The organism is Gluconobacter cerinus, assembly GCF_002723935.1.
Classification (GTDB): Bacteria; Pseudomonadota; Alphaproteobacteria; order Acetobacterales; family Acetobacteraceae; genus Gluconobacter; species Gluconobacter cerinus.
This window is the reverse complement of sequence record NZ_BEWM01000001.1, coordinates 297,339-323,214: the sequence shown is the minus strand read 5'-3', so window position 1 is coordinate 323,214 and position 25,876 is coordinate 297,339. Positions and strand designations below refer to the sequence as shown.

Sequence of the window (25,876 nt, the reverse complement as noted above, 5' to 3'; positions counted from 1 at the left end):
AGGAATCGAGCTGAAATGGTCGCTGCACCCACTGCCCATACGACTGACTGCCTTTTTGCCCGCGCCAGAGACCAGGTGTGCGAGGCGCTGCGGTCCGTTGTCCCCGGCCTGCCGGAAGAGGTGGTGCAGCGCGTTGAAGTGACGCCACCGCGTGACCCGTCCCATGGCCATATGGCGACCAATGCTGCTTTGCTGGCCGCAAAGCCTGCCAAGCGCAAGCCAGCGGAGATTGCGGCAGAACTGGTGCAGAAACTCGCCGACCTGCCAGACATAGATCATGCTGAAGCCGCCGGTCCTGGCTTCGTGAACATGACGCTGAAGCCATATGTCTTGCAGGGTGTGGCGAAGGCTGTTCTGGAGGCCGGTGAAGCCTTCGGTCGTTCCTCGATCGGGCAGGGAACGCGCGTCAATGTTGAATATGTATCCGCCAATCCGACTGGCCCGATGCATGTGGGTCATTGTCGTGGCGCTGTGGTGGGGGATGCGCTTGCAAACCTGATGCAGGCGGCAGGCTACAAGGTCACGCGCGAATATTACATCAATGATGCCGGCACGCAGGTTGTTGCCCTGACATGGGCAACTTACTGGCGTTACCTGCAGGTTATTGGCACGGACATCGATGCTGACACGTTCAGCCCGCTGACCCCGAATGGTTTGCAGTATCAGGGTGACTATCTGATCCCGGTTGCCAAGAGCATTGCTGAAAAGCATGGTCGCGCTCTCGCCAATGATGATGGCAGCCCGGCTGATCCGTCTGTCTGGTTCGATATCATCCGCGCTGAAACGCTGGTGCAGATGATGGCCGCAATCCGCGAAGATCTGGAAGGGCTGGGCATCTCCCATGAAGTCTTCGCCAGTGAAGCGGAAACGCTGGCGAGTGGACGGGTTGATGCCGCGATTGCCAAGCTGGAAAGCAAGGGCCTGCTTTATGAAGGCGTGCTTGAGCCACCCAAGGGCAAGACCCCCGAAGACTGGGAACCGCGCCCGCAAACCCTGTTCCGTTCTACCGATTTTGGGGACGATCAGGATCGTGCGTTGCGCAAATCTGACGGTACCAACACCTATTTCGCTAACGATATTGGCTATCACGCTCAGAAGGCCGAGAACTCAGACGTTCTGATCGATGTGCTCGGTGCGGATCACGGCGGTTACGTCTCCCGCATGCGCGCTGCAATTTCGGCGCTGACGGATGGCGAGACCGGCTTTGAAGTCGTGATGTGCCAGATCGTGCGCGTTGTGAAGAACGGCGAGCCCGTCCGGATGTCCAAGCGTGCGGGCACGTTCGTGACGCTGCGCGACCTGCTGGATGAAGTCGGACGTGATGCTGTGCGCTTCACGATGCTGACCCGGAAGGCCGATGCGCAGATGGAATTCGATCTGGACGCTGTTGTCGCCCAGACGCGTGATAACCCGGTGTTTTACGTTCAGTATGCTCACGCCCGATGCCGCTCGGTTCTGCGTTCGGCAGAAGCGATGTTTGGTGCCGCATCCGTGACGCCTGCAGCGCTGGCAACTGTTGATCTTTCCGGCCTGACATCAGACGTGGAACTTGCCGTTCTGCATCGTATCGCGTCTTTCCCGCGTTCTGTCGAAGCAGCTGCTGCAGCGCGTGAACCGCATCGGATTGCAACGTATTGCATTGATCTGGCGTCTGATTTCCACACACTGTGGAATCGTGGACGCGAAGACACGACCCTGCGCTTTCTGCATGAGAACGATCGTGAGACGAGCCTGGCAAAACTGGCGCTTGTTTCTGCGATTGCCAGCACCCTGCGTTGCGCACTGACCATTCTTGGCGTTGTGCCAGTGGAGGAAATGCGATGAGCCCTGACAGCGAGAATGATCGCGATTTCCGGGATCCGGGTGATTACGGCGCGGGACCTTCTTCTCCCCGCCCGTCGTCTGCCCCGCGTGCGGAGCGTGAGCGCCTGAGCAACGACTACGATGATGACGCCCCACCGCGTCGTCGTGCGGCGGCAGCGCCGGAGACGGCGAGCCGCGCCGGTGGCCTTGCGTCCCTTCTTGGCAGTGATCCGGCGACGCGAAAGCTTGTCGGTGGCGCCATCGGCATTGGCGCCGTGTTGCTGCTCGCTGTCGGAGGATGGTCTCTGACGGGAGGCCATCACGGCGGAATTCCCATTATCGGCCCACCGCCAGGCCCTGTGAAAGACGTTCCAACCGATCCTGGAGGAATGCAGATCATGGGGAGTGATAGTGGCGATACAGATCTGACAGGAAACGGGGAAGCGCATCTGGCTCCGGGACCGGAACAGCCGGACGCGAAGGCGCTGGCGCGTCAATATGGTGTGCAGCCCGGGACGCCTCCTGCGGCTCAGCCGGACAAGCCAGCAGCGCCCGCTGACGCTACGCCTCCTGACGGTGCGGCTCCGGCTGCTCCAGATGCCGCAGCAGGCCAGGACAAGGCTGTCGCTGAACCGTCGGCTGTGCCTCCCGTGGCTCCTGAAAGCAAAGATGCTGCTTCAGCGTCCGCGGACGCCGAGACGCCTGAAGAGGCTCCAGCGCCCAAGCCGGTTCCAGCCGTCAAGCCGCAGCCTAAGGCCCCTGATGCGCCTGTTCACAAGGCTGTTCCGCCAAAGCCTGTGCAGAAGCCCCTTCCGGCGCCTGTGGCTGAGCCAGAAAATGCTGTTCCTCAGCAGAAAACTGCTGCTGCTCCGAAGGCTGAGGCTGGTGGTGCACGCGAAGTTCAGCTTGCCGCGCTCGACAGCGAAGCCGCAGCGCGCAAGGAATGGGACACACTGCGCCATCAGGCACCCGGACTGTTCGCAGGTCATTCACCGCTCTTTGAGAAGACTGCTCATGGCGACAAGACATTCGTGCGTCTGCGTATTGGCGGCTTTGAGGATCTGAAAGCCGCTCGTGCGTATTGCGTAAAGCTTCACGCACAGTCCATCGCCTGCACTCCGGCACAGTTCTGAGAGACCGGCCTTGAGCGAGGTTTTACATCTGACGCTGGACGGGTTTGAGGGGCCGCTGGATCTGCTCCTTGACCTCGCCCGGTCCCAGAAGGTGGACCTCGCAAAAATTTCCATTCTTCAGCTTGTCGAGCAGTATCTGTCCGTTGTGGAGCAGGCCCGCGTGGAAGCAAGGGCACTGCGGCTTGAACTGGCAGCAGACTGGTTGGTGATGGCAGCGTGGCTCGCCTGGTTGAAGTCCAAACTGCTTCTTCCCGCAGAAAATAACGGGGAAGACGCTGAAGAAGCGGTGGAGCAGCTTCAGGAGCGTCTGTTAGAACTGGAACGTATGCGTGCAGCCGCAGCCTGGCTCATGAAACAACCCAGGCTTGGTATGGATGTGTTCCGTCGCGGTGAAGGGGAAGACCACACCGAGATTGACCGTTCGGGTCTGCGAGTGGACCTGTCAGCGCTGATTACAGCTTATCTCTCTGCCCGCAGGCGTACGAACCGCAAACGTGTCTATGCGCCACGCACCCGCCGGTACTGGAGCGTGCAGGATGCCTTAGCCCGTCTGCGCCGCATGCTGGGCACAGACGCCGTGGCGGACTGGCAGACGCTGACGTCCCTTCTACCCGAACATCTGGGGGAAGGGCTGGAAGCCGGTCCGTATGATCGCAATGCCGCTCTTGCAGGAACGCTACTTGCCGGACTGGAAATGGCTAAGGGCGGTGCGGTGGAACTCCGTCAGCCAGAAGCTTTTGCTGAAATTGAATGGCGGGCAGTCTCGTGATGTCTTCCGATATGGAGCGCGCCTGCCTGCTGGTGGAGGCACTTGTTTTTGCCAGCCCTGAGCCGGTGCGCCTTTCCATCATTGCGGACCTGCTAAGTACACAGGGTCTGAAAATCGCGGCCGCGGACGCTCTGGACGCCGTGGGAGAGCGTTATGCGACCCATGCTATCGAGCTTGTTGAAGTTGCGGGAGGCTGGCAGTTCCGGACGCGCGCTGAATATGCGTCTGCGCTGACCAAGATCGTGGAGAAGCCTCGCCGGCTCAGCCGGGGGGCGATGGAAACGCTGGCAATTATTGCGTATCACCAGCCGTGCACACGGGCAGAAATTGAAGCGATCCGTGGTGTGTCCCTAGGGCAGGCTATTCTGGATGCGCTGCTGGAAGATAGTCTGATTGCGCCGAAAGGCCGAAAGGAAGTGCCGGGGCGCCCCGTTCTCTGGGGAACGACACCCATATTTCTGGAGAGTTTCGGACTGCCCGATATCGGGTCATTGCCGAAGCGTGAAGACTTCCTGTTGGACAGGGCTCCCACTGAAGCAGCACCAGATGCGCCTTCACCCGTAGGCGAGACTGACGGGAAGGGCTAGGATTGTTGCATGTTTGACTTCAGTTTCTCTGAAATTGCCCTTTTTGTCGTCGTGGCAATGGTTTTCATTCGGCCGAAAGATCTGCCGGTTGCCATTCGTACACTCTCGAACGGTATCAAGGCGATGCGCCGGATGGCTGGTGAATTCCAGTCTCATATTGACGATATGGTACGGGAAGCGGACCTGTCTGAAGCGCGGGATCAGTTTCGGGACCTGAAGAACTTCAATCTGCGGGACCGCGTCACGAAGGCGATCGACAGCGATAATTCCATTCGCCGTAGTCTGGACATTGATACCAGCGGCGCAGCAGTGTCGTCCTCCAGTGTCAACGATCTGCCACGGGTCCCGGCTCCTCCACCAATGCCTCCATCTTCTTTTGGCGGTGGTGAGAGCCGCCCCTACAACGCGATGGTTCAGGATCAGGCGGAAGAAGAGCTCAATGATGACATTGTGGACGCGCCATCCATCCTTCCACCCGCAACAGCACGGCGCCTGATGCATGAGCGCCCCCGGTGGCGGGCGCCCGATATTCTGCCGCCTGTCCGTGCGCTTCATCATGGCCGGCGCGTTGCCATTTCGAGCGCGGAGAAAGACGCATGACGGACTCCGATACGATCCAGGACACCCCGATGCCGTTGCTCGACCATATTGTCGAGCTTCGACGTCGGCTGATCTGGTCCATTGCAACGTTCGTGATCGCCTTTGCGATCTGCTATCACTATGCGGGCGATATCTACCGGTTTCTTGCGGCGCCTCTCGGCAATATCATGCGCGAGAAGGGTGAGCAGCCACACCTAATCTATACGGCGCTTTATGAAGCGTTCTTCACGTATATTCGTGTGGCGGTGTTTGGCGCGACGTGCCTGTCTTTTCCGATGATTGCCATTCAGGCGTGGATTTTCATCGCGCCCGGTCTGTATCGCAGTGAGAAGAAGGCGTTTGCACCCTTTCTCGTCGCAACGCCTGTCATGTTCACAGTTGGCGCCGCGTTGGCCTATTACGTCGTGTTCCCGTTTGCCTGGAAGTTCTTCCTGTCGTTCCAGACATCGGGCAATGGCGGAATGGACATCGAACTTCAGGCCAAGGTGTCTGAATATCTGACGCTCGTAACGAAGATGATCCTCGCATTTGGGATCTGCTTCGAGCTTCCGGTGATCCTGACCTTGCTGGTGCGGGTGGGGCTGATCGGGACGGCGCAGCTCAAGAAATTCCGCCGCTATGCAGTGGTGGCGTCCTTTGCCGTTGCAGCCGTGATCGCTCCGCCTGATGCCATTACCATGCTGAGCCTCGCCATTCCGCTTGTGGCGCTGTACGAGGTATCCATTCTTGTGGCGCGGCTGGTTGAGCCGAAGCCCGTGACTGACGAAGAAGACTGACGGAGCCCTGAACCATGCATGACCTGAAAGCCCTGCGCGCCGATCCGGCCGCATTTGACGCTGCTCTTGAGCGTCGGGGCCTGTCACCTGTGGGGCAGAAAATCGTCTCGGAAGATGAAGAACGCCGCGCCGCTCTGGCCGCTTTGCAGGAGGCTCAGGCAACCCGCAAAACGCTGGCCAAGGAAATTGGGCAGGGCAAGCGCACCGGTGCCGATACGTCGGCTCTGGAAGCGCAGGCAGTCGAACTGCGTGACCGGATTACGGGTCTGGAAGAGCGTGCGGCCATCATCGAAAAGAGCATCGACGATGTTCTGGCCTCCCTGCCGAACCAGCTTGACTCGTCCGTGCCGGATGGGAAGAGCGAGGATGAGAACGTCGTCGTTCATTATCGTGGTGAGAAGCGTGAATTCACGTTCGAGCCGAAGCAGCATTTCGAGCTGGGTGAAGCTCTTGGTCTGATGGACTTCCCGACGGCGGCCAAGCTGTCCGGGACGCGCTTTGTCGTTCTGCGTGGCGCGCTGGCCCGTCTGGAGCGTGCGCTGGGTCAGTTCATGCTGGACACACATACGACTGAGTTTGGTTACAGCGAAACCAGCGTTCCGCTTCTGGTGAATGATGCGGCGATGTACGGCACCGATAAGCTGCCGAAGTTTGCTGAGGATTCCTTCCGTACGGAAGATGGCCGCTGGCTGATCCCGACCGCGGAAGTTCCGCTGACGGCCTCTGTCATGGGCGACATTCTGTCCGCCGATGCGCTGCCGATCCGTTTGACGGCACTCTCCCAGTGTTTCCGTTCTGAAGCAGGCTCTGCGGGCCGTGATGTGCGCGGGATGCTGCGCCAGCATCAGTTCACGAAATGCGAACTCGTTTCCATCGTGAAGCCTGAAGACAGCGATGCTGAACATGAGCGCATGACGCAGGCTGCCGAGACCATTCTGGAGCGCCTTGGCATCACGTTCCGCCGTATCCTGCTATGCGCGGGCGATACGGGCTTCGGTGCGGCCAAGACGTTCGATCTGGAAGCGTGGATTCCTGGGCAGCAGGCCTGGCGTGAGATTTCCTCCTGCTCCAACACCCGGGCCTTTCAGGCTCGGCGCATGAAAGCCCGGTATCGTTCCGAGAATGGTCCGGCCTTCGTGAATACGCTGAATGGTTCCGGTCTTGCTGTAGGGCGGACGATGATTGCCGTGATGGAAACCTACCAGAACGAAGATGGCAGCATAACCATTCCTGAAGTTCTGCGTTCCTATATGGGTGGGCTAACCCGTATTGGCTAAGGACTATTGCTAAGATGATAACACGCCGTTTCGCTCTTTCCCTTGTGGCAGGAAGTACCTTTGTCCAGATGGCAAAAGCCGAGCCTCTGGACACTTTGAGCGGGACGGTGACGTACCGGGAGCGTATGGCGCTCCCGGCTGGAGCTGTTCTCACAGTTCAGCTTGAAGACATTTCCCGCGCAGATGCCCCCGCGATTACTCTGGCAGAGAGCCGTCAGGATATTCTTCGTCCGGGCCCGATTGCTTACACATTGCGCTACCCTGCATTGAAAAGCGGGTTTCGTTACGCGCTGCGTGCAGAAATTCGTGTGGGTGATACCTTGCTGTTCACCACCGAAGATTTTCATGGGCCCGATCAGCCGAACATTATGGTTCATCGTGTCTCTGCGCCTGCTGCATCATCCCCTTACGGGACCTGGAGCGTGCAGGCCCTGGACGGCAAGCCTTTGGAGCCGACAGCCAGAAAGCCTGTATTAACGCTCAATCAAAACGGTCGCGTTTCGGGGTTTGGTGGCTGTAACAGGCTGATGGGTCATGCGGTGATTAAGGGAAACACAATACGGTTCGCCCCGATGGCGATGACGCGAATGGCTTGTATTGGCTCTGGCATGGGGATCGAAAGTCATTTCGTTAAAAATCTGGAAGACGTGCGCTCCTGGTCTATCGGTCAGAGAGGAGAGCTCACTTTGAATTCACAATCTGGGATCGCCATGATTGTTTTGACTTCGGCAGATATTGATAGTCAAAAATTATGATTGCTACCGAGGTTGGCTGAAATTTCGCCTGATACGAAGTAATCGTGATGCGTAAATCTGTGTCAGATTATTTTTAACTTTATCCTGTGATAAAAATTATTTGCAAATTGATGAAGTTTTTCCGATAGCTGCGGTCTTGTTGATACCTTCTCAATCTGAAGAGCGTGCGTTTCAGGTGCTTGAAGGTACGGTGATGCTTGGGATGAAAAAAATGACTCAACCTACGGAAGAAAATGGGCCAGAGCGGCTCTCACCGGGGCTGGAGCTTGGACGCCGTATCCGTCTTCTTCGGGAAATGGTTGGACTGAATCAGCAGCAGCTTGCAGATCGGGTTGGAATTTCGCGGTCTGCCGTGGCTTTCTGGGAAACCGGGCGCTCCGGCCACGTCGGTAAGCATCTGGGCGCACTGGCTGAGGCCCTTGGGGTGGACGCTGAAGTGCTCCTGACCGGCATGGCATACAAGGAAATTCAGGAAACGCTGACCCCCGATGAAAGCATGTTCCTGAACCTTTATCGGCAGCTCAGTCCGCTTATCAAGCTGCAGGCCCAGAAATGGGTAGAACGGCGCGTTCGGCAGGCTGAAGACGCCGCAGAAGGTTAAGGTGCTTCGAAGGGCAGGATGTTTCCTGCCCTTCGGAACAGCTTTTCAGCTTCGTTTCCGAGGGAAGCCACCAGGCTTCCCTTTTTTCTTGAAGCCCGGCTTGGCAGGATGGCCTGATTTTCCGGCAAAAGGCTTGTCACTGCGGCCTCTCGGCGTGAACCCGCCGCGCTGCTGCTTCTGGCTTTCGCGCATCCGGCTCTGGGTGCGCAGAACCTGCTCAATCCAGTCATTCAGGATCGACGTGTTGATCTCAGCGTTCTGCTGCGCGGGATAGGCCTCCGGGAAACGCAATGCGAGCCAGCGCCAGGCGACGAGGCGCTTATGGCGCTTTTCAGCACGTTCCAGCTCCTCACGGCCTGCCTGCTCTGGATGGGGCAGGCGACCCGTTCCTGGTGGCGGAACCGGGCGACCAGCAGCGTGATCCGCGGCCCAGCTCACCAGTCGCTGAATCCCATTGTCCCGCTCATCAATCGGGCACATGGCGTAGGTCCAGCGTGTGGTCAGATCGAGGTTTTCCACGCCTTCCAGAGCTGCCGCAATCTCAAGAGACTGTTCCATGTCCGCCAGGCGGTAGTTTGGATCATCCGGCCGCAGAACAGCGTGCTTGATGCGTGTCAGAACACCATAAAGACTGTCGCTGCCGATTTCTTCAGCAACGGCACGCACGATATCTGAGTCTGGCTGAACCAGTGGACGCAGTTCCGTCACAGGTTCTGGAGGAGCAGCCAGCATGTGGCGAACGAAAGTCGGGCTTCCGGATTCTGCAAGAACGCAGACAAGGCCTTCCTCATGCTTGCCGTAGCGTCCAGCACGCCCACCGATCTGTTTGACCTCCTGCGAGATCAGATCGCGGGTCTGACGCCCATCAAACTTGCGCAGGGCGCTGAAGACAACGCGGCGGATGGAGAGGTTCAATCCCATTCCGATAGCGTCTGTCGCAATCAGAATGTCTGCATCGCCATTATTGAAACGGGCAGCTTCCGCGCGGCGCACTTCCGGGCTGAGGGCGCCATAAACAACGGCCACCCGGCGTCCGCGGGCCATAAGCTCGGCCCGCATGTCCAAGACTTCACGCCGTGAAAACGCAATGACGGCATCTCCGACCGTCAATTCGCTGAGATGAACCGTTCCGCCAGCTTTGAGCGGACTTTTCCGTTCGAGATGGATCTCGTCCACCGGATCGTCACAGAGTTCGGCAATCCGTTTGACGAGCGGGATACAGTCCGCAGCGCCAAGAATGTACACATGCCGAGCCGGCACACCCATGATCGCGGCTGTCCATGCTGCACCCCGATCCGGGTCCGCAAGCATCTGGGCCTCATCAATGATGGCGACGTCCACCGGCTTATGGAACGGGCACATTTCGACCGTTGCTGCCAGGTGGCGGGCACCGGGCATTTCAATGCGCTCTTCGCCCGTGGCCAGAGATGCGGGAACGCCACGTGTCAGCAGAGCTTCCCGGAATTCATGTGCTAGGAGACGAAGAGGGGCGAGGGCCAGGCCGCTCTCTGCATTGGCGAGAGCATTGAGCGCTGTGTAGGACTTCCCCGAATTGGTCGGGCCCGTAACGAGCGTAATGCGGCGTTTGAGAGAACGCGCCGTGCGGAAATGAGCCGCAAAACGATCCAGCGCTGCAACGCGGGCAATGGCAGCATTGCCGACCTTGGTGCCACGTTCCAGCTTTTCCGGACGATCCGGTGTGCCGCTGCGCCACTCGGGAAGGCGTGCACGAAGCTTCTTCAGTTCGTCTGGATCGAAGAAGAACAGCTCGATGCCGTCGTCACGTGTTTCGCGTTTGGCAATGGGAAGACGGTTTTCCGCCACCCACCGCAACGCTTCACGCCGGGAACAATGGAGAATGCCCGGGACTTCTTCAAACCCGGCAAGATTGGCTTCCCACTCTTTCAGGCGTTCGAGCTCACGCTCCCGGCGACGTTCTGCACGAGCCTGAATGTCAGCCTGTTCGCGGGCACGGCGCTCTTCCGCCAGGCGGAGATCGTCTTCGAAGCCAAGGTCAACGCTTCCGAATGCGCTTGCAATGCTGCGGGAAAGCTTTTCAAGCTGGCCGCCAGACAGGATCAGTCCGGCATCTGCAAGATCGGCACGAACCTCTTCGAGAACGCTGCGTGGCGAGTCTCCCAGATCCTGCCAGCGTGAGACCAGAACATCCTCTAGTGTGAGGCGCAGAGCCGCGATGTCGGCCCGGGGGTCATGCGTGCGGGCTGCGGCTTCCTGTGTGTCGGCCTTCGTGACCCAGACTTCACCGGCACGGCGGGCGACATTCATGAGCTGGGACGCCCATGTCTTACGCCGTACGACGCACAGCGCGTCGATCAAGGCCTCGTGGGGGAGGGTAGCTTCATTACCCTCAAGTCGCCGGGCGACCTGCCGAAGCAGCGCTGGCCGCTCGCGGGGGGTAATGTCCAGTGGTGTCCCGAAATCGGCTTCAGCCTGGTTCAGGGCCCGTTCGGCGGGGGAGAGGGGGGCGTCGCTCACGGAGTCGTCTGTCATGAAAAGACTTTTGCGTCATTCGGCTATCGGGTTCAACGCAGATGGGTTTTCCGAAACGTGATGATTGCGCTAAAAGGTCCGGCTCTTATCAGGTCCGAGACCTGTTATCCGTGCCACACCGGAGACAGAAACCGATATGTCCACCCCGAGTTTTGCTGCCCCGACTCCTGAGATCGACGAACCCATTACGGGCCTGACGCCGTATGAAGGCCATCCGAAACAGTATCGTCTGGCTGAACCCAGCAAGGAATACGCTCATCTGTATCCTGCAAAGGTTCTGACCGTTCATCACTGGACGGACCGTCTTTTCAGCTTCACGACAACGCGTGACCCGGGCCTGCGGTTCGAGAACGGCCAGTTCGCGATGATTGGCATTGAGGTCGAGGGCAAGCCGCTTCTGCGCGCTTATTCCATCGCGTCTGCCAATTATGAAGACCACATGGAGTTCCTCTCCATCGCCGTGCCGGAGGGACCGCTGACGTCCCGTCTGCGTCATGTGAAAGTGGGCGATACGGTTCTGATCGGTCGTAAACCGGTGGGGACGCTGCTTCTTGATAACCTGAAGCCGGGTCGTAACCTGTACTTCCTGTCCACAGGCACAGGCCTCGCGCCGTTCATGAGCCTCATCAAGGACCCGGAAGCCTACGAGCGCTATGAGAATGTGATCCTCAGCCACACGGTCCGTATTTCTGGCGAGCTGGCTTATGAGAACCACATCCGTCATGAGCTGCCGGAACATGAGTTCCTGGGTGAGTTCGTTACTGAGAAGCTGAAGTACTACCCGGCTGTGACGCGTGAAGACTACGCCGTCACGGATCGCATCACGAAGCTGATCGAAAGTGGCAAGATCTTCGAGGATCTGGGCATCGACAAGCTCGACCCTGAGCATGATCGCGTGATGATCTGTGGTTCACCGGAAATGCTTGCGGATACGGAAGCACTTCTGGAGCGTATGGGCTTCGAAGAAGGCAACATGAGCCGTCAGGGTTCGTATGTTGTCGAGAAAGCGTTCGCAGAGCGCTGAGACCACAGGCACGGAAGGCCGGGATTTATGCAGGAATTCGATCTTTTCGTCATCGGAGCCGGATCGGGTGGTGTGCGCTGTGCGCGTATCGCTGCCCAGAACGGCGCGCGCGTCGCGATTGCGGAGCGTCGTCACTGGGGCGGAACCTGCGTCAATCTCGGCTGCGTGCCGAAGAAGCTGATGGTTTATGCGGCGGAGTATGGCCGCGAGATCGACGATGCCCGCGCTTATGGCTGGGATGTAACTCCGGGACCGCATGACTGGCGCACGCTGATTGATGCCAAGGACCGTGAGATCGAACGCCTGAATGGCATTTACGTCTCCATGCTGAAGAAAGCTGGCGTTGAGCTGTTCACGGGCGATGCACGCTTTGTGGATGCGAATACGGTTGAAATCGGTCCGTCTGAGCTTGCTCCGGATACTGCGGTTCAGACCGTTCGTGCCAAGAACATTGTCATTGCGACGGGTGGTGCGCCGACGCGTCTCGACATTCCGGGTGCGGAGCACGCGATTGTTTCGGATGATGCGTTTCATCTGGAGAACCGGCCCGAACGCGTTGCCATTATTGGCAGCGGCTATATCGGGATTGAATTTGCAGGCATTTTTGCGGGTCTCGGCTCGCAGGTGGACTTCGTTTATCGGCAGGACCTGCCGCTGCGTGGCTTTGACGAGGAAATGCGTCGCCATATCGCAGAGCTGGTGCCACTGAATGGCATCACATCCCATCCGGGCAGCACGCCGGAGCGGATTGAGAAAACATCCGAAGGGTATACCCTTCACGTGAAGGGTGGGAAGGTCATCGAAACCGACTGCGTTTTCATGGCAACCGGGCGCCATCCCAACCTGACATCCCTGCGGCTGGATCTGGCTGGGGTCGAGGTCACAGACGGACGCATTGTCACACGCCTTGAAGATGCAAAGACGAATGTTCCGGGCATTTATGCCATCGGGGATGTGACCGACACTTATAACCTCACGCCGACCGCCATTGCCGAAGGTCATCTTCTGGCGGAGCGTCTATTCGGCGAAACAGGCCGTGAGTGGTCTTTTGGCACGACGCCGAAAGCCGTGTTCTTCAGTCAGCCCCTCGCTTCGGTAGGGCTAACGGAAGAAGAAGCTGCCGAACACCACACGCTCGATATCTATACCTCGTCTTTCACGCCGATGCGCCAGTCGCTGTCTGGTCGTAAGGGCAAGGCGTTCATGAAGCTGGTTGTGGATTCAAAAAGCCAAGTCGTGCTGGGTGCCCATATGATTGGCCCGGATTCACCGGAAATCATCCAGGGGCTGGCCATTGCCGTCACGGCAGGTCTGACCAAGCGCGATCTGGACCGCACGATCGGCCTTCACCCCACAAGTGCGGAGGAGTTCGTGACCATGCGGACGCCAACGCGCCATGTTCCTCCTTCTTCCGACAAACAGAACTGATATTCCGATGGCTCATGACGATCCTTTGCCGCCCCTGAAGATCATGAGCCATTACACAGCAGGGCAGGTGCAGGCGTGAAACTCGGCTGGCTGTTTGCGCCGTCCATCACCTCTGTGATGTTCGCCCTGCGTACGACAATTGCTTCGCTATTGGCTCTGGCCATCGCTCTGTGGATGGAACTAGGTGAGCCGCAATGGGCCGCCATGACCGTCTGGATTGTCGCGCAAAATTCCCGCGGAGAAAGTATCTCCAAGGGCCGCTGGCGTCTGGTCGGTACGGTTGCCGGTATGGTTGCCGCCATCGCTCTGATGGGCATGTTTCCTCAGTATCCCTGGCTCTTTCTGCCTGCCTTGGCGATCTGGGTCGGACTGTGCGCCGGGTTCGCCACACTAACGCATAACTTTCGAGGCTATGCGCTCGTTCTTGCCGGCTACACCTGCACGATCATTGCTCTTGGCGCCGTCAAGGAGCCGGACAATGTGTTCAACATTGCCATGGCGCGTGGAACATACATTTTTCTGGGCGTAATCTGCGAGACGGTTATGGGAATGGTGTTCGTTCCCAATGTGGCAGACCGCGCCCGCGAAGAACTGCGAAAGCGGTTGCAGGCTATTCTTACAAAAGCCAGCGGTGCTCTGACGGACGTTCTGAACCAGAAAGCCAACGCCACAGATACGCTCTGTGCCCTCATGGGATCGCTTCAGGCATCAAGCGATCAGATCGAGTTCTCCCGGATCGAAATTCGCAGTCAGGGCAACGAGGTCGAACATGCCTATGTGACGCTGGGCCTCGTGGCGCGTGTTCTGTCGCGCGGACTAGGGCTCAAGACGCGTATGACGTCTGTGTCTCATATTCCGGAAGCACTTCTCCCGTTTCTTCACGACATGGGGGTCGCCCTTGAAGGGCTGCCAGCACGTCTGGAAAGCGATCGTCGCGGCATTGCAGCTCTTGTTCAGACGGAAGCCTTACTGGCTGAATGTCGAGGTCGAATGCAGGCAGTTTTGCCACGTGACGATGAAGATTCCCTGAATGAAGGTATTATTCTGACCGGCGTGGAGGTCATGATTTCGGACCTCTGTGAAACACTGCGTTCCTATCGCGCCAGTGTAGATGGTGCCCCGATTTCTGAGCGTCATCGCCTGACCCGGAACACAGACTGGCGCGCGGCCGTCCGAAACGGAGTGCGGACGATGGCTGCTCTTCTATTCGGGGCTTACGTTTGGGAAGTGACAGCCTGGCCGCAAGGGAGTGTGTTCCTGACCTTCATCGCCGTGGTCTGCGCGCGTTTTGCCACCTTTGAGAACACGGTTCTGTTGAGTGGCGCATTCTTTTACGGCGCAGTCTGGGCCGCATTGGCGAGTGTTATTCCCGTTTTCGTCGTGATGCCTGTGACGGCCAGCTATGTCTTTTTCTGTCTGACCGTTGGCTTCTTCATGATGTTGGGCGGTCTTGCGACGCGTAATCCGGGCACGGCCGTCATGGCAGCGTCCTATGGGACGTTTTTTCCATTCCTTCTCGGAATGGATAATCAGGGACGTATGGACGAGATTTCGTGGTTCAACACGACGATCGCCCTGCTGCTTGGTCTTGGAGCCGGCGTTGTAATTTTCCGCGCAGTTCTGCCCTTTACGCCACGTCGGGCGGCTGAGGTGCTACGGTATCAGCTGCGTCGCAGTCTACGGCGTCTGGCGCTTCCAGGCGTCGTCATGGACGAATATGTCTGGATCAATGATGGTACGCAAAGCATGGAGCGTGCCGTCCGATTTGCAGGGTCTCTCGCGAGCGATCGTGCTGAAGAAATGCTGCGTGGAACGCTGTCAGTCATGACTGTTGGGCGAAATGTGCTGATGCTGCGAAAGCTGGCGCAGCATGGTAGTTTGCCAGATACTGCCGTGGCTGCGGTGGATGGTCTGATCCGCAATCTTCTGCGTCGTAAGCTGCCGCTCACCCATACAGCCGCAACGATTGAGCCGACACTGACGGAACTCTACGTTCTTGAGCGTGAGTCTCAGGATCCATCCATTCGGCATGATCTCGTGCTGGCGATTGGCTCCCTGCTGATCGTACAGTCAGAACTGCCGACCAGCAGGGCATTTCTCAGGGCAACAACCTGAGTTTCAAGGTCAGGACGCTAGGAATTCCAGCAGGTCTGCATTGACCTGTTCGGCATGGGTGAAGAACAACCCATGCGGAGCACCGTCATATTCCCGGAAAATCGATCCCGGAATCAGATCAGCAGCACGCCGGCCGGCGATATCAGCCGGAACCGCTGAATCAGCCGTTCCATGGATGATGAGCGTGGGAATGGTGAAAGATTGTAGATCACTGCGGAAATCGGTTTTCCCCCAAGCATCTACGCAGTCGAGCGTCGCCATCGGGCTAGCCATGCTGGCCAGTGTGAAAGACCATTCCAGCACGCCCTCACTTACAGGGTGGTGCAGCATGGTCGTACCATAAAAGCCCGGCAGAAAACTCTTGAGGAAGTCGAAGCGATCCTGTCGAATTTCCTGTTTGATGCCATCGAAAACAGAAATATCCACGCCTTCGGGATTGTCCGCAGTCTTCAGAAGGAATGGGACGATGGAGGCCAGAAGCACAGCTTTTGAAATTCTTGAGCGACCATGGCGCGTCAGATAGCGGGCAACTTCGCCACCCCCCATGGAGAAGCCCACGAGGGTCGCATCCCACAGGTCAAGCTGTTCCAGAATGACCGCAAGGTCATCGGCCAGAACGTCGTAATTATAGCAGTTGATGGGATGGCCTGAGAGACCAAAGCCGCGCCGGTCATAGGTAATGACGCGGTAGCCAGCTTCGACAAGTGCGAGGGTCTGTTTTTCCCACATGTCGCCGGTCAGCGGCCAGCCGTGGATCAGAACAACCGGGCGTCCGACGCCCATATCCTTCACATGAAGGCTCGTTCCGTCAGTAGCAGTAATATACGGCATGGAGTCTGCTCCTCATACGATCTGGCTGGATAATACCAGCCGCATCCTGAAGAGCAGAACCCCTGCGTTGAAGATTGGTTTCTTTTACCAGCCGTTGCCGCGCGGAGCGACATAGCCGTTGCCGGTGGCATCACCGAGCTGGCCAGACTGGGTGTTGTTGCTGCCCTGATAGGACGACCCGAATTTGGAGAGATTGGCACCCGTTACGCTATCGCGTTCTACTCCGGCCTCATGGTCCGGATCGGGCCCGTGCTCGAATTCTGTGCTCGGAGCATCCTGATAGCCAGGTGGCAGGGACCGGTGGCCACGGGCACGGAAATGCTCCCCGCCATTGGCCTTCTGTTCAGCGCCCGGCACTTGAGACTGAGTGCTGTTTTGCTGGGGGGCTGTTTCGTAGGGCTGACCGAAAGTCGTGCTCTGAGCCTGAGCCACCCCTCCCAGCAGAGCGGTCGCCAGCAGGGCATGGCAGAAAAAGCGGGAAGAGGGCAGCATGGGATCTGGTCCTGAACCAATCATGGAAATCAACGGCCCCATCACCATATGGAAAGCAGAACCGCATATTTTTTTATAATCGGTCCGCTTGGGCTGAGGTTCAAGAGTTCTTTTCATCTTGAATGGCGGGAGCAGGAGGAAGCAGTGGAGGATCTCTTTGCGGAAATGCGGGTTCGCACAGAGCTCGGGACAGGCGCGGTCTGGCTTCCAGGCTTCGTCGACTCCGTTGCAGACCAGCTTTTGCAGCATATCCATTCTCTCTCCCAGATTTCTCCCTTCCGTTTCATGATGACGCCGGGTGGTCGCTCAATGTCTGTCGCCATGACCAGTTGCGGGGCCTGCGGCTGGTATACCGACAAACGTGGATACCGGTACGTTCGACACGACCCGATGACTGGCCAACACTGGCCGGATATGCCGGATATATTTCGTCATATCGCGGTCGCGGCCGCAAAGGAGGCCGGATTTCCAGATTTCACTCCCGTGTCGTGTCTGGTGAACCGCTACGAGCCAGGCGCAAAGATGGGGCTTCACCAGGATCAGGATGAAGATGACCTGGCGTCTCCGATTGTGTCCGTTTCTCTGGGGGTTCCGGCCCGATTTGCGTTTGGAGGCTTGCTGAAGACAGACCCGGTCAGGCGCTTTGATCTGAGGCATGGAGACGTCGTGGTGTGGGGCGGGCCGTCTCGGCTGGCATGGCACGGCGTTTCGCCCGTGCGTGAAACATTCCATCAGCAGACAGGTGCCATGCGTTACAATCTAACTTTTCGCGCTATCAACCTGGCGCTTTTTCAGCCATAAACAGCGCCCCGCAATTCTGTTCACTTCCCGACCCCCGGAGGGCATTCAATGCACCCCTCGACCAAGACCCAGACGTCCGACAACACGATGTCATGGTCTCCTGCAAGCTGGCGTTCCCGTCCGATCGTCCAGGCCCCGTCTTATGAAGACGAAGCTGCGCTTGCTGCTGTCGAGGCTCGTCTGCATCGATATCCTCCGCTGGTTTTTGCGGGTGAAGCCCGCCGCCTGAAGACACGTCTGGCCGCAGCATCCCGCGGTGAAGCCTTTGTGCTTCAGGGTGGGGCCTGTGCGGAAAGCTTTGACGAATTTACGGCTGATATCGTCCGCGACACTTTCCGTGTGCTGCTTCAGATGGCTGTGGTTCTGACATTCGCCGCCAAGGTGCCTGTCGTGAAGATCGGCCGTATGGCGGGTCAGTACGCCAAGCCGCGCTCGTCCAATACGGAAACAATCGATGGTGTGACGCTGCCGTGCTACCGCGGTGACATCATCAATGGTCCGGAATTCACGGCGGCTTCCCGTATTCCTGATCCTGCCCGCATGGAAACGGGGTATTTCCAGTCTGCCGGTGTGATGAACCTCCTGCGTGCGTTCGCAAACGGCGGTTATGCAAACCTGCATCAGGTTCATAGCTGGAACCTCGGCTTCGTGGAGCGCTCACCGCTCGCAGCTCGCTATCAGGATTTGGCCCATCGCATTGACGAAACGCTGTCCTTTATGCGGGCTTGTGGTTTCGACAGTGCAGCATCCCAGATTGATGAGACGGAATTCTATACGTCTCACGAAGCTCTTCTCCTGCCATACGAGCAGGCTCTGACGCGCATCGATAGCACCAGCGGTAACTACTATGACTGCTCTGCGCACTTCCTGTGGATTGGTGATCGCACCCGTCAGCCCGATGGCGCACATGTTGAGTTCCTGCGTGGCGTTCAGAACCCGATCGGTATCAAGGTTGGTCCGACGACGACGGTTGAGGATCTGGAAAAGCTGCTCGAAATCTTGAACCCGAATGACGAGGCCGGCCGTATTACGCTGATCTCTCGTATGGGCAAGGACAAGGTGCGCGAGCATCTGCCGCCGCTTCTGGATGCCGTCATCAAGACGGGGCGTACGGTCACATGGCTGTGTGACCCGATGCATGGCAACACCACCACAACATCCAGTAAGGTCAAGACGCGTTCTTTCGAAAGTATTCTGGGCGAAGTGCTTGGTTTCTTCGATGTGTTTGAAGCCGCAGGCCGTCGTCCGGGCGGTATCCACCTTGAAATGACTGGTCAGGATGTGACCGAATGCATTGGTGGTGCCCAGTGCCTGACGGAAGCCGATCTGGGTGATCGGTATGAAACATTCTGTGATCCACGCCTTAATGCGGAACAGTCGCTTGAAATGGCGTTTCTACTTGCGCATGAACTGACAGGCCGACGAGCAGGAAAGCAGGAATGAATTCTTCCGTTTCTCAAAGCGCATTAGAACAGTCCAGCGGTGCCATTGGCCCGCTGGATCAACAAACAATTGAATCCAGGACCGATGCTTATTTCGGGCGAACCCGAAAAATCGTCGAACATTTTGGTGACGCGAAAGTCACCTATGCGGTTTTTATCCGCCGCCCGGTCATCGCGGCCTGTGGCATAGCAGTCACCTGGCTGCGGAATGTGGCCAAGGCCCAGAGTTTCGATCTCCATATCCGCGAAGTTTATGAAGAAGGGCAGTGGGTCGGCGCGGGCGAACCGCTTCTGTATCTGACTGGCCCGTTCACAAAACTCGCCCCTCTCGAAACCCTGCTCCTTCAGCGTCTTGGTGCTGCCTGTGTCGCTGCCCATAATGCGTATCAGATGGCGATGGCCTTGCCGGAAGTCCCGTTCCTGGCAATGGAAGCGCGTCATTGTGCTGGCTTCGAAATGCAGGAGCAAATGGGCTATGCGGCAGCTGTTGGCTCCCGTGCGGCTCAAAAGGAAGGGGCTCGTGGGTTCATTGGGAATGCCAATGACGCAACAGCTGGCTTCTTTGATCAGGAGTACGGTCTTGGGACCATGCCGCATGCTCTGATCGGGTATGCAGGTTCAACGCTCCGGGCTGCCGAGATGTATGCCGAAGTCTACCCGAATGATCCGCTGACCATTCTGGTGGACTATTTCGGACAGGAAGTGACGGATGCGCTGGAAGTCTGCCGACGTTTCCCGGAAAAAGCTGCTGCCGGGCAGTTGAGTGTCCGCCTCGATACGCATGGTGGGCGCTTTCTGGAAGGGCTGGACCCACAGTCGTCTTACGCCGTGCTGGAACGCTACACGCCGGGTACAATCCGTCGCTACCGCTCCGATGCAGAACTGCGGGATCTGGTTGGCACGGGTGTTTCGGCTGCTGCAATCTGGCGGATGCGCGAAGCTCTGAACGAGGCTGGTTTTCCGAAAGTGAAAATCACGGTGTCGTCAGGGTTCAATGTGTCCAAGTGCACAAGCATGCGCGATGCTCACGCGCCGATCGACGTTGTAGGCAGTGGCTCTTTTATTCCGGATCGTTGGTCCGAGACCTATGCAACGGCAGACATCGTGGCCTATGACGGCACGCTTCGCGTCAAGGTTGGGCGTGAATTTCTGCTGAACAAGGCAAAAGCCGAACAGGAGGTCTCATGAGCGACGAAGCCGAAAACCCGGGAACGGAAACTGCCGGGCAGGGCCAGTCCTGGAGTGTCAGGATCATCGATCTCTCCGGTGCATCTGAGGATGACACTGTAGAAGTTGTAAAAGACTTCATGGACCTGATGCACGCCAATGCTTACGCCCGCGCTTATGTGCGAGACAGTATTGAGCGCTGCCGCGTTTCCGGTGCGACAAGTCGTGAAGTGCTGGAAAGCTGGATGGCTTTTGGTGAGAACGCGGAAGTTGTTGATGCGGGAGATGATGGCTGGAAGTCTTCCACGGAACTGGATGACTTCGTTGCCAATCGGGCGACCCCCATGGAGCGCGACTGGCGCGCTATTGATCCGCGTCGTCTCGTGGATGACGACGAGATTGCTGGTCCTCCAGACGATGACGAAGATGATGAAGACGACGAAAATACCCACGAAGTCATTCGTCACTGAATAAATTGCTGCCCCTGTGAAACAATAGTCTCACAAGGGCGGCATCCCCGTACCGAATGGGGTCACAAAATATCCACATGACTTGGGATCTGTAACTGTTACGTTACATTGACCGATACACTGATGAAGTCATGTCGATGCATATTTTTCAAAAGACATTTCTAGCGATTTCCCTGCTCACGGGTCTGGCCTGCTCAACGGCTTATGGTGCAGACATTGGGCGCGAAACTTTGCCGAATGGTTTGCGGGTCGTTGTGGTCCGCAATCCGATCGCCCCTGCCGTCAGCGTGCAACTGACCTATATGGTGGGGTCTGCTGAGGCTCCGAAAGGCTTTCCGGGTACAGCCCATGCGCTTGAGCACATGATGTTCCGTGGAACGTCGTCTCTTAGTGGAGACCAGCTTTCAACAGTGATGGGGACGCTAGGGGGGCAGTTCGATGCTTTCACGCAGACGGACCTGACCCGCTATCACTGTCTGATTCCGGCGCAGGATCTGGATGTCGTCCTGCATATGGAAGCGGATCGGATGCAGCATCTTTCGCTTGATGCTGGGCTTTGGGCAAAGGAACGGGGTGCCATCGAGCAGGAAGTTTCGATGGATCTTTCAAATCCGGGCTTCAAAGTCAGAGAACAGTTAAGACCCATTCTGTTTGAAAACAGTGCATACGATCATTCACCCCTTGGAACGCGTGCTTCTTTTGAGGCCACCGATGTCAAACTCCTGCGGGACTTCTATGAGACATGGTATGCGCCCAATAATGCAGTTCTGGTTATTGTTGGCGGTGTTGATCCGGCTGTAACCCTGAAGCACGTTGAGCAGATCTTCGGTTCCATTCCGTCCCGACCGCTGCCAGAGCGCCCCCGGCTTCCCGGTGCGCCAGTTGTTGCCCAGTCGGTTAGCGCGCAATCGAATTATCCGGTTGATATCGTTGCTCTGTTGTGGAGAGGGCCCTCTCTTCGCGATAGCGATGCTCCCGCAGCCGCTATTTTAGACGCCGTTTTGTCGAGCCACCGTGGTCCTTTGTATCCGCTGGTTCTGCAGCATAAGGCGCTGGCAGCCGGACTTGACGTCGAACGGGGCATTCATACGGGAACTGTTCAGGCGTCTCTCACCATCCCCAGAGGAGGGGACCCGAAAGCCGCCATGGCCCTTCTCAAGGCGACACTTGCCGATATCCGGGTCAAAGGTGTGTCCGCGGATGTTGTCGAGGGTATGAAGAAGCGGTGGCTGGCATCGAAAGACTTCGAGAAAAATTCCATTGCCGGACTGGGCAGTCTCTGGTCTGGCGCTGTAACGGCGGAAAATATTGACAGTCCTGATGCATCTTTTGATCGCTTTGCGAAAGTAACAGTAGAGGACGTCAATGCTCTGGCCCGGAAGCTGCTGGACCCGGAGCGTGCTGTCGCGGTGACGATGTTGGCATCAGATCACGCTACACCGCCTGCCGGGAAAGGCTTTGGTGGCGCAGAATCCTTTGGCGGTCAGGGCGGCGCGACAGGGCAGCTTCCAGATTGGGCCAAGCCTATTAATAACGTCCCCGCACCTCCAGTTTACGCAGCGCCGGATGGGGATTTCACGCTTCCAAACGGTCTGCGTGTAGTGGTGCGAACCAAGCATGTCAGCCCAACGGTCTTTCTGTTCGGGCGTATAAAGTCCAATCCAGACATTCAGGTTCCAGCGGGCAAAGAGGGTGTCGGCTCTCTGACAGGTCAGTTGTTTTCGTTTGGGTCAGTCACTCGGGATCGGGCGACGCTGGAAAAAAGTCTGGATGATCTGGCTGCCAATGCACATGGTGGTACGAATTTCTCCGTCAGCGGCCGGACGCAGGATTTCGATGCGGCTCTGTCTATTTTTGCAGACCTCGAACTGCACCCTGCGTTCCCGCAATATGCCTTTGATCTTGTGCGCCAGAACATGATCCGTATGCAGGCGGGTGTTGAGCAAACGCCTGGTTATCGTCTTCATCGAAGCATTATGAAGACCATGATGCCAGCCGGTTTTCCTGCACTTCGTGTGCAGAGTGTGAAGAGTCTTTCGGCTCTGATGCGCGAAGACGTGCTCTCCTATTACCAGTCCGTTTATCGACCGGACATGACGACGATAGAAGTTGTTGGCGATATTTCTGTTGAAGAGGCGCGCAAGAAAATCACGGCGGCCTTTGGGGAATGGAAAGCGTCCGGACCAAAGCCGGAGGTGGATTTGCCTGCCATCCCGTTCAATCCGGTTCCAGCGGTTCAGTCTGTCCCTGACCCTGTTCGATCACAGGATATGGTGGCCATGATTCAGACCAATGCGCACGAATGGACCGATCCCCGGCGTTTTGAAGTAGGGCTGGCCGATACCATGTTGACGAAAGGATTTGACAGCCGCCTGTATCAGGATCTTCGGGTCAGGACGGGATATGTCTATACGGTAAGCTCGCAGGTTTCTGCCCAGAAAAACTTCGGGATTTACGGTGTTTTGTTTGGCGCTGATCCGGGTTCTGTGAAAGCCGCACGGCAGCATGTTGTGCAGGAATTGCAGATCATGTCGGCAAAGCCGGTGCCTGTTGAGGAACTGAACAGGGCCAAAGCTCATTTGATCCGCGATATGATTCTCTCAAATGCGACTATGACGGCACCAAGCGGCCTTGATGCAGATATGATACTGCGTGGACTTGGCTGGGAGCATTTGAACGATGCCGCCAAAGCCTATCAGGCTGCGACACCTGAAAGCGTTCAGGCGGCATTCAAAAGCTATATTCGTCCAAATGGGTTTGCGACGTTCATATTGGGGCCGATGCCGGAGGGTCTGAACTGAAACAGCACCAGAAGTCGTTCTGTTTTCGGGCAGATGAGGGTATCAGAACAGAATTCTCAGATGCTCCGAAAGCAGGATATTGCCGCTTGTGAAGAACCGAATTCTGGTCAGTGCCTGTCTGCTGGGTCAGCCAGTCCGATATGATGGCAAGGCAAAAACCCTTCTGCACCCGCTGATTCAGCAATGGCAGGAAGAGGGGCGTCTGGTTGTGATCTGTCCTGAACTTGCAGGTGGGATGCCCGTTCCACGCCCCCCGGCGGAAATCGGGGCACGGCAGGATGGCAAAGATGTTCTTCTGGGCGAGGCGCGTGTGACCGACACGTCCGGTGCAGATGTGACGGATGAGTTTATAGCGGGAGCGCGGATTGCCCTGAACGTCGCGCAGGCGCAGGGATGTCGGTTTGCGTTACTCATGGAAGGCAGCCCGTCCTGTGGAAGTCAGATGATTTATGACGGCAGTTTCAGCGGGCAGAAACATGCCGGAACAGGTGTAACGGCTGCGCTGCTCCGCCAGAACGGGATTCAGGTTTTCAGTCAAAACACGATTGAAGATCTGAGGATTGCTGTTCAGTCGGCCCATTAAATACTGCTCTGAATGGGGTCAGTGCATTTCCTACCGATTTGTCATCAACCTCCCGTTTGACCCGGCGGCAGGGACGTCTAAATTCAAATTATGAACAGTCAAAATCTCTCAGCGGCCACTGGCCCGTCTGCCCCCTCGGCCGAGAACGGTGTTCCGCCGCGCTGGGACCTGTCCGATCTGTACGCGTCGTTGGACGATCCGGCGATCGAACAGGATTTCGCGACTCTGACATCATCCGCCAGGGCTTTCAGCGAAACCTGGAAAGGGAAGCTCGGTCAGGCCGATGGTGCTGCTTTGGCGAAGGCATTCGCAGAATATGAGCGGATCGAGGAAGGGCTGGGACGCATCGGTTCCTTTGCCCAGCTAGGTTTTGCCGCTCATACGACAGATCCGGTCTGGGGCCGTTTCACACAGGGCATTCAGGAGCGTGTCACAGATATTTCTGCTGATCTGCTCTTTTTCTCGCTGGAACTGAACCGTCTGGATGACGACGTTCTGGACAACGTGTCAGTTGCGCCAGAAATGACCAAATGGCAGCCGTTCCTGCGGGATCTGCGCGTTTTCCGTCCTTATCAGCTCTCGGATGAGGTTGAGCAGGTTCTGATGGACAAGTCCGTAACGGGACGGAGTGCCTGGAACCGGCTGTTCGATGAAACCATGGCCAGCCTGACCGTCACGCTTGATGGGGAAACAAGGCCCCTCGGTGCGGCGTTCAACACTCTGACGAGCGCTGAACGTGACAGGCGTGCCGCAGCCGCAGAGCAGATCAGCGCTGTACTGGCAGACAATTCCCGCCTGCTCACGATGATTACCAACACACTCGCCAAGGACAAGGCGATCGGGGATAAGCTCAGAGGCTATCCGCGCCCGTCCAGCAGCCGGAACCGTGGCAACATGGTCGAGGACGAAGTTGTGGACGCGCTGGTCAGCGCAGTGGACGAGGCTTATCCGCGTCTGTCCCATCGTTATTACGCGATGAAGGCCAAGTGGCTCGGTCTGGACAAGCTGGAGCACTGGGACCGGAATGCGCCTCTCCCCGGCGTGGCGGACACAGTGATTCCTTGGGAGACTGGCAAGGAGATTGTTCTGAACGCCTATACGGGTTTCGATCCGGCGCTTGGGACTTTGGTGGACCGCTTTTTGACGCATCCGTGGATTGATGCGGAAGCCGCGCCGGGCAAATCTTCGGGAGCTTTTGCCCATCCGACCGTACCGTCCGTCCATCCCTATATCCTGATGAACTATCATGGTCGCGCTCGCGATGTGATGACGCTGGCTCATGAGCTTGGGCATGGGGTGCATCAGATCCTCGCGGGCCAGAAGCAGGGTTATCTGAACTCCGCGACGCCTCTAACTCTGGCTGAAACAGCGTCCGTCTTCGGTGAGATGTTGACCTTCCAGTCTCTGCTCGATCGGGAAACCGATCCGAAGCGTCGCCGTCATCTTCTGGCAGCGAAAGTGGAGGACATGCTGAACACGGTAGTCCGCCAGATCGCGTTCTATCAGTTTGAGGTTCGTGTGCATGATGAGCGGGCCAAGGGTGAGCTGTCAGCAGAGCAGCTTGGCTCCATTTGGCGCGACGTACAGGAACGAAGCCTTGGTCCGGCGTTCCACTTCACGCCGGATTATGACGCCTATTGGTCCTACATCCCGCACTTCGTGCATTCACCGTTCTATGTGTACGCCTATGCGTTCGGAGACTGCCTGGTGAATGCGCTGTATGGCGTCTATCAGGATCAGCCTGACGGTTTTGCTGACAAATACCGTACCATGCTCGAAGCTGGCGGGACACTTCGCCACAAGGAATTGCTGGCGCCGTTCGGTCTTGATGCGACGGATCCGGGTTTCTGGCGTAAAGGACTGGATGTAATCTCGGGTCTGATTGATCAGCTCGAGCAGGAGGGCTGAGG

At 57.5% G+C, this 25,876-nt stretch carries 22 protein-coding genes; 19 read left to right on the top strand and 3 right to left on the bottom strand.

Annotation, left to right across the window (positions count from 1 at the left end):
• Nucleotides 1–15: 15 nt before the first annotated feature.
• The 9 genes from argS to GCE01_RS01415 all read left to right on the top strand — a co-directional run bounded on the left by argS (nt 16) and on the right by GCE01_RS01415 (nt 8,301).
• Complete coding sequence (argS, locus tag GCE01_RS01455) at nt 16–1,824, top strand: arginine--tRNA ligase (protein WP_099210456.1); 1,809 nt, start codon at nt 16–18, stop codon at nt 1,822–1,824.
• Nucleotides 1,821–2,936: an SPOR domain-containing protein gene (locus GCE01_RS01450; RefSeq protein ID WP_099210454.1), complete on the top strand. Its 1,116-nt coding sequence runs from the start codon at nt 1,821–1,823 to the stop codon at nt 2,934–2,936. The genes argS and GCE01_RS01450 overlap by 4 nt, the downstream gene beginning before the upstream one ends.
• 10 nt (nt 2,937–2,946) lie before the next feature.
• Complete coding sequence (locus GCE01_RS01445) at nt 2,947–3,705, top strand: segregation and condensation protein A (protein ID WP_099210452.1); 759 nt, start codon at nt 2,947–2,949, stop codon at nt 3,703–3,705.
• Nucleotides 3,687–4,292, top strand: coding sequence for an SMC-Scp complex subunit ScpB (gene scpB, locus GCE01_RS01440; RefSeq protein WP_099210450.1), 606 nt, complete (start codon nt 3,687–3,689; stop codon nt 4,290–4,292). Before GCE01_RS01445 ends, scpB begins: the two co-directional genes overlap by 19 nt.
• A gap of 9 nt (nt 4,293–4,301) precedes the next feature.
• Nucleotides 4,302–4,892 (top strand): Sec-independent protein translocase protein TatB, encoded by a 591-nt coding sequence (gene tatB / locus GCE01_RS01435; RefSeq protein WP_086634579.1) that lies wholly within the window; start codon nt 4,302–4,304, stop codon nt 4,890–4,892.
• Nucleotides 4,889–5,668 (top strand): twin-arginine translocase subunit TatC, encoded by a 780-nt coding sequence (gene tatC, locus GCE01_RS01430; RefSeq protein WP_046899712.1) that lies wholly within the window; start codon nt 4,889–4,891, stop codon nt 5,666–5,668. Before tatB ends, tatC begins: the two co-directional genes overlap by 4 nt.
• 14 nt (nt 5,669–5,682) lie before the next feature.
• Entirely contained in the window at nt 5,683–6,945 is a 1,263-nt protein-coding gene (serS, locus tag GCE01_RS01425; protein ID WP_099210448.1) for a serine--tRNA ligase, read from the top strand.
• Between the two features lie 14 nt (nt 6,946–6,959).
• Nucleotides 6,960–7,700, top strand: a complete 741-nt coding sequence (locus GCE01_RS01420) for an META domain-containing protein (RefSeq protein WP_099210446.1) — start codon at nt 6,960–6,962, stop codon at nt 7,698–7,700.
• Nucleotides 7,701–7,911: 211 nt separating this feature from the next.
• On the top strand, nt 7,912–8,301 hold the full coding sequence (locus GCE01_RS01415) for a helix-turn-helix domain-containing protein (RefSeq protein WP_099211091.1): 390 nt from the start codon (nt 7,912–7,914) through the stop codon (nt 8,299–8,301).
• 45 nt (nt 8,302–8,346) lie between these two features.
• Here GCE01_RS01415 and GCE01_RS01410 read toward each other — a convergent pair whose 3' ends face one another.
• Nucleotides 8,347–10,812, bottom strand: coding sequence for a helicase-related protein (locus tag GCE01_RS01410; protein ID WP_174694765.1), 2,466 nt, complete (start codon nt 10,810–10,812; stop codon nt 8,347–8,349).
• Nucleotides 10,813–10,948: 136 nt separating this feature from the next.
• Between GCE01_RS01410 and GCE01_RS01405 the strand changes: the two genes are divergently transcribed.
• The 3 genes from GCE01_RS01405 to GCE01_RS01395 all read left to right on the top strand — a co-directional run bounded on the left by GCE01_RS01405 (nt 10,949) and on the right by GCE01_RS01395 (nt 15,379).
• Complete coding sequence (locus GCE01_RS01405; RefSeq protein WP_099210444.1) at nt 10,949–11,836, top strand: ferredoxin--NADP reductase; 888 nt, start codon at nt 10,949–10,951, stop codon at nt 11,834–11,836.
• Nucleotides 11,837–11,863: 27 nt separating this feature from the next.
• Entirely contained in the window at nt 11,864–13,264 is a 1,401-nt protein-coding gene (gorA, locus tag GCE01_RS01400; RefSeq protein ID WP_099210442.1) for a glutathione-disulfide reductase, read from the top strand.
• A gap of 75 nt (nt 13,265–13,339) precedes the next feature.
• Nucleotides 13,340–15,379, top strand: a complete 2,040-nt coding sequence (locus GCE01_RS01395; RefSeq protein WP_099210440.1) for an FUSC family protein — start codon at nt 13,340–13,342, stop codon at nt 15,377–15,379.
• Nucleotides 15,380–15,388: 9 nt separating this feature from the next.
• On the opposite strand, the gene GCE01_RS01390 is transcribed toward GCE01_RS01395, so the two are convergent.
• Both GCE01_RS01390 and GCE01_RS01385 read right to left on the bottom strand, forming a co-directional pair.
• Nucleotides 15,389–16,210 (bottom strand): alpha/beta fold hydrolase, encoded by an 822-nt coding sequence (locus GCE01_RS01390; RefSeq protein WP_099210438.1) that lies wholly within the window; start codon nt 16,208–16,210, stop codon nt 15,389–15,391.
• A gap of 84 nt (nt 16,211–16,294) precedes the next feature.
• A complete protein-coding gene (locus tag GCE01_RS01385) occupies nt 16,295–16,750 on the bottom strand; it encodes a hypothetical protein (protein WP_086634573.1) in 456 nt (151 codons plus the stop codon).
• Between the two features lie 96 nt (nt 16,751–16,846).
• Between GCE01_RS01385 and alkB the strand changes: the two genes are divergently transcribed.
• The 7 genes from alkB (at nt 16,847) to GCE01_RS01350 (ending at nt 25,874) form a co-directional block, all read left to right on the top strand.
• Nucleotides 16,847–17,503 (top strand): DNA oxidative demethylase AlkB, encoded by a 657-nt coding sequence (gene alkB, locus GCE01_RS01380; protein WP_099211088.1) that lies wholly within the window; start codon nt 16,847–16,849, stop codon nt 17,501–17,503.
• A gap of 48 nt (nt 17,504–17,551) precedes the next feature.
• Nucleotides 17,552–18,946 carry a class II 3-deoxy-7-phosphoheptulonate synthase gene (locus tag GCE01_RS01375; protein ID WP_099210436.1) on the top strand — a complete coding sequence of 465 codons (1,395 nt, stop codon included), beginning with the start codon at nt 17,552–17,554 and terminating at the stop codon, nt 18,944–18,946.
• Nucleotides 18,943–20,133, top strand: coding sequence for a nicotinate phosphoribosyltransferase (locus GCE01_RS01370; RefSeq protein ID WP_099210434.1), 1,191 nt, complete (start codon nt 18,943–18,945; stop codon nt 20,131–20,133). The genes GCE01_RS01375 and GCE01_RS01370 overlap by 4 nt, the downstream gene beginning before the upstream one ends.
• Nucleotides 20,130–20,582: a hypothetical protein gene (locus tag GCE01_RS01365; protein ID WP_086634570.1), complete on the top strand. Its 453-nt coding sequence runs from the start codon at nt 20,130–20,132 to the stop codon at nt 20,580–20,582. The genes GCE01_RS01370 and GCE01_RS01365 overlap by 4 nt, the downstream gene beginning before the upstream one ends.
• Before the next feature lie 131 nt (nt 20,583–20,713).
• Nucleotides 20,714–23,383, top strand: a complete 2,670-nt coding sequence (locus tag GCE01_RS01360) for a M16 family metallopeptidase (RefSeq protein WP_099210432.1) — start codon at nt 20,714–20,716, stop codon at nt 23,381–23,383.
• Between the two features lie 88 nt (nt 23,384–23,471).
• Nucleotides 23,472–23,966, top strand: a complete 495-nt coding sequence (locus GCE01_RS01355; RefSeq protein ID WP_174694764.1) for a DUF523 domain-containing protein — start codon at nt 23,472–23,474, stop codon at nt 23,964–23,966.
• Nucleotides 23,967–24,056: 90 nt separating this feature from the next.
• The gene (locus GCE01_RS01350) at nt 24,057–25,874 is read left to right on the top strand and encodes a M3 family oligoendopeptidase (protein ID WP_099210428.1); all 1,818 of its coding nucleotides are present in this window, start codon (nt 24,057–24,059) and stop codon (nt 25,872–25,874) included.
• Nucleotides 25,875–25,876: the final 2 nt, after the last annotated feature.

Bases quoted from the DNA above. Each gene is read 5' to 3' on its own strand.
- GCE01_RS01375 (WP_099210436.1), top strand. From the start codon at position 17,552: ATGCACCCCTCGACCAAGACCCAGACGTCCGACAACACGATGTCATGG.
- argS (WP_099210456.1), top strand. From the start codon at position 16: ATGGTCGCTGCACCCACTGCCCATACGACTGACTGCCTTTTTGCCCGC.
- GCE01_RS01450 (WP_099210454.1), top strand. From the start codon at position 1,821: ATGAGCCCTGACAGCGAGAATGATCGCGATTTCCGGGATCCGGGTGAT.
- GCE01_RS01350 (WP_099210428.1), top strand. From the start codon at position 24,057: ATGAACAGTCAAAATCTCTCAGCGGCCACTGGCCCGTCTGCCCCCTCG.
- serS (WP_099210448.1), top strand. From the start codon at position 5,683: ATGCATGACCTGAAAGCCCTGCGCGCCGATCCGGCCGCATTTGACGCT.
- GCE01_RS01405 (WP_099210444.1), top strand. From the start codon at position 10,949: ATGTCCACCCCGAGTTTTGCTGCCCCGACTCCTGAGATCGACGAACCC.
- tatB (WP_086634579.1), top strand. From the start codon at position 4,302: ATGTTTGACTTCAGTTTCTCTGAAATTGCCCTTTTTGTCGTCGTGGCA.
- GCE01_RS01410 (WP_174694765.1), bottom strand. From the start codon at position 10,812: ATGACAGACGACTCCGTGAGCGACGCCCCCCTCTCCCCCGCCGAACGG.
- gorA (WP_099210442.1), top strand. From the start codon at position 11,864: ATGCAGGAATTCGATCTTTTCGTCATCGGAGCCGGATCGGGTGGTGTG.
- tatC (WP_046899712.1), top strand. From the start codon at position 4,889: ATGACGGACTCCGATACGATCCAGGACACCCCGATGCCGTTGCTCGAC.
- GCE01_RS01390 (WP_099210438.1), bottom strand. From the start codon at position 16,210: ATGCCGTATATTACTGCTACTGACGGAACGAGCCTTCATGTGAAGGAT.
- GCE01_RS01415 (WP_099211091.1), top strand. From the start codon at position 7,912: ATGACTCAACCTACGGAAGAAAATGGGCCAGAGCGGCTCTCACCGGGG.
- GCE01_RS01360 (WP_099210432.1), top strand. From the start codon at position 20,714: ATGTCGATGCATATTTTTCAAAAGACATTTCTAGCGATTTCCCTGCTC.
- GCE01_RS01370 (WP_099210434.1), top strand. From the start codon at position 18,943: ATGAATTCTTCCGTTTCTCAAAGCGCATTAGAACAGTCCAGCGGTGCC.
- GCE01_RS01365 (WP_086634570.1), top strand. From the start codon at position 20,130: ATGAGCGACGAAGCCGAAAACCCGGGAACGGAAACTGCCGGGCAGGGC.
- GCE01_RS01385 (WP_086634573.1), bottom strand. From the start codon at position 16,750: ATGGTGATGGGGCCGTTGATTTCCATGATTGGTTCAGGACCAGATCCC.
- scpB (WP_099210450.1), top strand. From the start codon at position 3,687: ATGGCGGGCAGTCTCGTGATGTCTTCCGATATGGAGCGCGCCTGCCTG.
- GCE01_RS01420 (WP_099210446.1), top strand. From the start codon at position 6,960: ATGATAACACGCCGTTTCGCTCTTTCCCTTGTGGCAGGAAGTACCTTT.